At 57.6% G+C, this 5,357-nt stretch carries 2 rRNA genes; both read left to right on the forward strand.

Features of this window, described 5'->3' with window-relative positions:
• The first annotated feature begins 90 nt into the window (after positions 1–90).
• Positions 91–1,619: ribosomal RNA gene (locus tag ABD784_RS09550) — 16S ribosomal RNA — on the forward strand.
• A 582-nt stretch (positions 1,620–2,201) separates the two neighbouring features.
• A 23S ribosomal RNA gene (locus ABD784_RS09555) occupies positions 2,202–5,332 on the forward strand.
• The 16S and 23S rRNA genes sit together here, the layout of an rRNA operon.
• Positions 5,333–5,357: the final 25 nt, after the last annotated feature.

Raw genomic sequence — 5,357 nt, forward strand, 5'->3', positions numbered from 1 at the left:
CCGTGGGTGCTTGGTGGTTGTATTTGCCGGGTTTCGAATTGTGGTGGCGGTCTTGTTTTTCCCTTGACCGTGTACTGCGTTCTGTAAGTTTTTACGGAGAGTTTGATCCTGGCTCAGGATGAACGCTGGCGGCGTGCTTAACACATGCAAGTCGAACGATGAAGCCCAGCTTGCTGGGTGGATTAGTGGCGAACGGGTGAGTAACACGTGAGTAACCTGCCCTTGACTCTGGGATAAGCCCGGGAAACTGGGTCTAATACTGGATATTCAGCTTCCATCGCATGGTGGTGGTTGGAAAGGGATTGACTGGTCAAGGATGGACTCGCGGCCTATCAGCTTGTTGGTGGGGTAATGGCCTACCAAGGCGACGACGGGTAGCCGGCCTGAGAGGGTGACCGGCCACACTGGGACTGAGACACGGCCCAGACTCCTACGGGAGGCAGCAGTGGGGAATATTGCACAATGGGCGGAAGCCTGATGCAGCGACGCCGCGTGAGGGATGACGGCCTTCGGGTTGTAAACCTCTTTCAGTAGGGAAGAAGCGAGAGTGACGGTACCTGCAGAAGAAGCGCCGGCTAACTACGTGCCAGCAGCCGCGGTAATACGTAGGGCGCAAGCGTTATCCGGAATTATTGGGCGTAAAGAGCTCGTAGGCGGTTTGTCGCGTCTGCCGTGAAAGTCCGGGGCTCAACCCCGGATCTGCGGTGGGTACGGGCAGACTAGAGTGCTGTAGGGGAGACTGGAATTCCTGGTGTAGCGGTGAAATGCGCAGATATCAGGAGGAACACCGATGGCGAAGGCAGGTCTCTGGGCAGTAACTGACGCTGAGGAGCGAAAGCATGGGGAGCGAACAGGATTAGATACCCTGGTAGTCCATGCCGTAAACGTTGGGCACTAGATGTGGGGGACATTCCACGTTCTCCGCGTCGTAGCTAACGCATTAAGTGCCCCGCCTGGGGAGTACGGCCGCAAGGCTAAAACTCAAAGGAATTGACGGGGGCCCGCACAAGCGGCGGAGCATGCGGATTAATTCGATGCAACGCGAAGAACCTTACCAAGGCTTGACATGGACCGGACCGCCCTGGAAACAGGGTTTCCCTTCGGGGCTGGTTCACAGGTGGTGCATGGTTGTCGTCAGCTCGTGTCGTGAGATGTTGGGTTAAGTCCCGCAACGAGCGCAACCCTCGTTCCATGTTGCCAGCACGTGATGGTGGGGACTCATGGGAGACTGCCGGGGTCAACTCGGAGGAAGGTGGGGACGACGTCAAATCATCATGCCCCTTATGTCTTGGGCTTCACGCATGCTACAATGGCCGGTACAATGGGTTGCGATACTGTGAGGTGGAGCTAATCCCAAAAAGCCGGTCTCAGTTCGGATTGGGGTCTGCAACTCGACCCCATGAAGTCGGAGTCGCTAGTAATCGCAGATCAGCAACGCTGCGGTGAATACGTTCCCGGGCCTTGTACACACCGCCCGTCAAGTCACGAAAGTTGGTAACACCCGAAGCCGGTGGCCCAACCCCCTTGTGGGGAGGGAGCTGTCGAAGGTGGGACCGGCGATTGGGACTAAGTCGTAACAAGGTAGCCGTACCGGAAGGTGCGGCTGGATCACCTCCTTTCTAAGGAGCAGCTAGCATCCATCCCCTGGTCCACAGTGGCCGGTGTGGTGGTGTTCAGTGTTCGCCCGTTGCCAGCCCGGATGTGGTTGGGCGGGTGCTCGAGGGTGGAATATCAATGGATTAGCGGCCGGCGCTCCTGCCGGTCCGGAGTACTCAGTACGCCGTGCACTGCCCCTCTTCGGGGGTGGTGCGGGTTGGAACGGTTCCGGGCCTGTGGAGGGGTTCTGGTCCTTGGCACACTGTTGGGCCCTGAAACAACAGGCCNAGGCCCGCCCGCACCGGCGCTCTTTGCGTCGGTGGTGGTGGTGGTTTGTTGTTTTCCCCGGCCTGGCCTAAGCATCCGTGATCGATCAGTGTTCTGTCTCTGGTCGGTGGGTGTGGTGGGGGCTGTGGGGGTTGTTGTTTGGGAACTGCATAGTGGACGCGAGCATCTTGTACCGCACGCGCATCGTTTCGGGTCGTCCTCCTCGCGGGGGCCGGTCCGGGTGGGTGTTGTGTGCGGGCAAAGCAATTTCTTTGATCTCAGAAAACCTTTCATGGTTTTTCTTGATATGTAGAAGCTCTGTTGCTTGATCTGTTTGTGGTCAAGTTTTCAAGGGCGCACGGTGGATGCCTTGGCATCGGGAGCCGAAGAAGGACGTGGGAATCTGCGATAAGCCTGGTGGAGTCGATAACCGGACGTTGAGGCCAGGATCTCCGAATGGGGGAACCCCGCGCAGTGTCATGCTGCGTGACCCGCATCTGAACACATAGGGTGCGTGGAGGGAACGCGGGGAAGTGAAACATCTCAGTACCCGCAGGAAGAGAAAACAATAGTGATTCCGTGAGTAGTGGCGAGCGAAAGCGGATGGGGCTAAACCGGTCCATGTGTGATAGCCGGCGGGCGTTGCATGGTCGGGGTTGTGGGAGTGCACTGTTCCAGTTCTGCCGGACTGGTGTGGCGAGGTGCGGGCGTATAGGTGAACCGGTTTGAGAGCCGGACCAGAGAGGGTGTTAGTCCCGTAACCGTAATGCGTTCCGCCGTCATTGTGCACCACCCGAGTAGCACGGGGCCCGAGAAATCCCGTGTGAATCTGCCAGGACCACCTGGTAAGCCTGAATACTACCCGATGACCGATAGCGGACCAGTACCGTGAGGGAAAGGTGAAAAGTACCCCGGGAGGGGAGTGAAATAGTACCTGAAACCGTGTGCCTACAATCCGTCGGAGCCGGCCTGAGGGCTGGTGACGGCGTGCCTTTTGAAGAATGAGCCTGCGAGTTAGTGCTGTGTCGCGAGGTTAACCCGTGTGGGGAAGCCGTAGCGAAAGCGAGTCTGAATAGGGCGTTTGAGTGGCACGGTCTAGACCCGAAGCGGAGTGATCTACCCATGGCCAGGTTGAAGCGCGTGTAAGAGCGTGTGGAGGACCGAACCCACTTCAGTTGAAAATGGAGGGGATGAGCTGTGGGTAGGGGTGAAAGGCCAATCAAACTCCGTGATAGCTGGTTCTCCCCGAAATGCATTTAGGTGCAGCGTTGCGTGTTTCTTGCCGGAGGTAGAGCTACTGGATGGCCGATGGGCCTCACCAGGTTACTGACGTCAGCCAAACTCCGAATGCCGGCAAGTGAGAGCGCAGCAGTGAGACAGTGGGGGATAAGCTTCATTGTCGAGAGGGAAACAGCCCAGAATGCCGACTAAGGCCCCTAAGCGTGTGCTAAGTGGAAAAGGATGTGGAGTTGCTTAGACAACCAGGAGGTTGGCTTAGAAGCAGCCACCCTTGAAAGAGTGCGTAATAGCTCACTGGTCAAGTGATTCCGCGCCGATAATGTAGCGGGGCTCAAGTACACCGCCGAAGTCGCATCGTTCAGTCATCCCGTTAGCCTTCGTGGTTCAGCGGACTGGACGGGTAGGGGAGCGTCGTGTAGCGGGTGAAGCCGCGGTGTAAACCAGCGGTGGATGCTACACGAGTGAGAATGCAGGCATGAGTAGCGAATGACGGGTGAGAAACCCGTCCGCCGAATGATCAAGGGTTCCAGGGTCAAGCTAATCTGCCCTGGGTGAGTCGGGACCTAAGGCGAGGCCGACAGGCGTAGTCGATGGACAACGGGTTGATATTCCCGTACCAGTGAAGAACCGTCCCTACCGAACCGGTGATGCTAACCGCCCCAACCGCCATGGAGGACCCTTCGGGGTCCCGTTGGCGTGCGGCGCGGGACCCGAACCGGGGAGGTCAGCGTATTAACAGGTGTGACGCAGGAAGGTAGCCGGGCCAGGCAATGGAATCGTCCTGGTCCAAGGGTGTAGGCCGTCCCGTAGGCAAATCCGCGGGACACGATGGCTGAGACCCGACAGGCGCCCACCTCTGGTGGGTGATCCGGTGATCCTATGCTGCCTAGAAAAGCATCGGCGCGAGGTTCCAGCTGCCCGTACCCCAAACCGACACAGGTGATCAGGTAGAGAATACCAAGGCGATCGAGAGAATCATGGTTAAGGAACTCGGCAAAATGCCCCCGTAACTTCGGGAGAAGGGGGGCCTGCCCCGTGACCACCCCACGCGGGTGTGAGCGGGTGTGGGCCGCAGAGACCAGGGGGAAGCGACTGTTTACTAAAAACACAGGTCCGTGCGAAGTCGCAAGACGATGTATACGGACTGACTCCTGCCCGGTGCTGGAAGGTTAAGAGGAGCTGTCAACCCTTTTAGGGTGAAGCGGTGAATTCAAGCCCCAGTAAACGGCGGTGGTAACTATAACCATCCTAAGGTAGCGAAATTCCTTGTCGGGTAAGTTCCGACCTGCACGAATGGAGTAACGACTTCCCCGCTGTCTCAACCATGAACTCGGCGAAATTGCAGTACGAGTAAAGATGCTCGTTACGCGCAGCAGGACGGAAAGACCCCGAGACCTTTACTATAGTTTGGTATTGGTGTTCGGTGCGGCTTGTGTAGGATAGGTGGGAGACTTTGAAGCGGGCACGCCAGTGCTCGTGGAGTCATCGTTGAAATACCACTCTGGCCGTATCGGATTCCTAACTTCGGACCATGATCTGGTTCAGGGACAGTGCCTGATGGGTAGTTTAACTGGGGCGGTTGCCTCCCAAAGAGTAACGGAGGCGCCCAAAGGTTCCCTCAGCCTGGTTGGCAATCAGGTGTCGAGTGTAAGTGCACAAGGGAGCTTGACTGTGAGAGCGACAGCTCGAGCAGGGACGAAAGTCGGGACTAGTGATCCGGCGGCACCTCGTGGAAGGGCCGTCGCTCAACGGATAAAAGGTACCTCGGGGATAACAGGCTGATCTTGCCCAAGAGTCCATATCGACGGCATGGTTTGGCACCTCGATGTCGGCTCGTCGCATCCTGGGGCTGGAGTCGGTCCCAAGGGTTGGGCTGTTCGCCCATTAAAGCGGTACGCGAGCTGGGTTTAGAACGTCGTGAGACAGTTCGGTCCCTATCCGCTGCGCGCGCAGGAAATTTGAGAAGATCTGTCCTTAGTACGAGAGGACCGGGACGGACGAACCTCTGGTATGTCAGTTGTACCGCCAGGTGCACCGCTGATTAGCTACGTTCGGAAGGGATAACCGCTGAAAGCATCTAAGCGGGAAGCCCACTTCGAGATGAGATTTCCCTACACCTCGAGTGTGAGAGGCCCCCAGCCAGACCACTGGGTTGATAGGCGGGACGTGGAAGCAAGGACTGAAGACTTGTGAAGCCGACCCGTACTAATAGGCCGACAACTTACACCACAAACACCACCACACCCCCCAGGGGG

Source organism: Zhihengliuella alba (assembly GCF_039538765.1).
GTDB lineage: Bacteria > Actinomycetota > Actinomycetes > Actinomycetales > Micrococcaceae > Zhihengliuella > Zhihengliuella alba.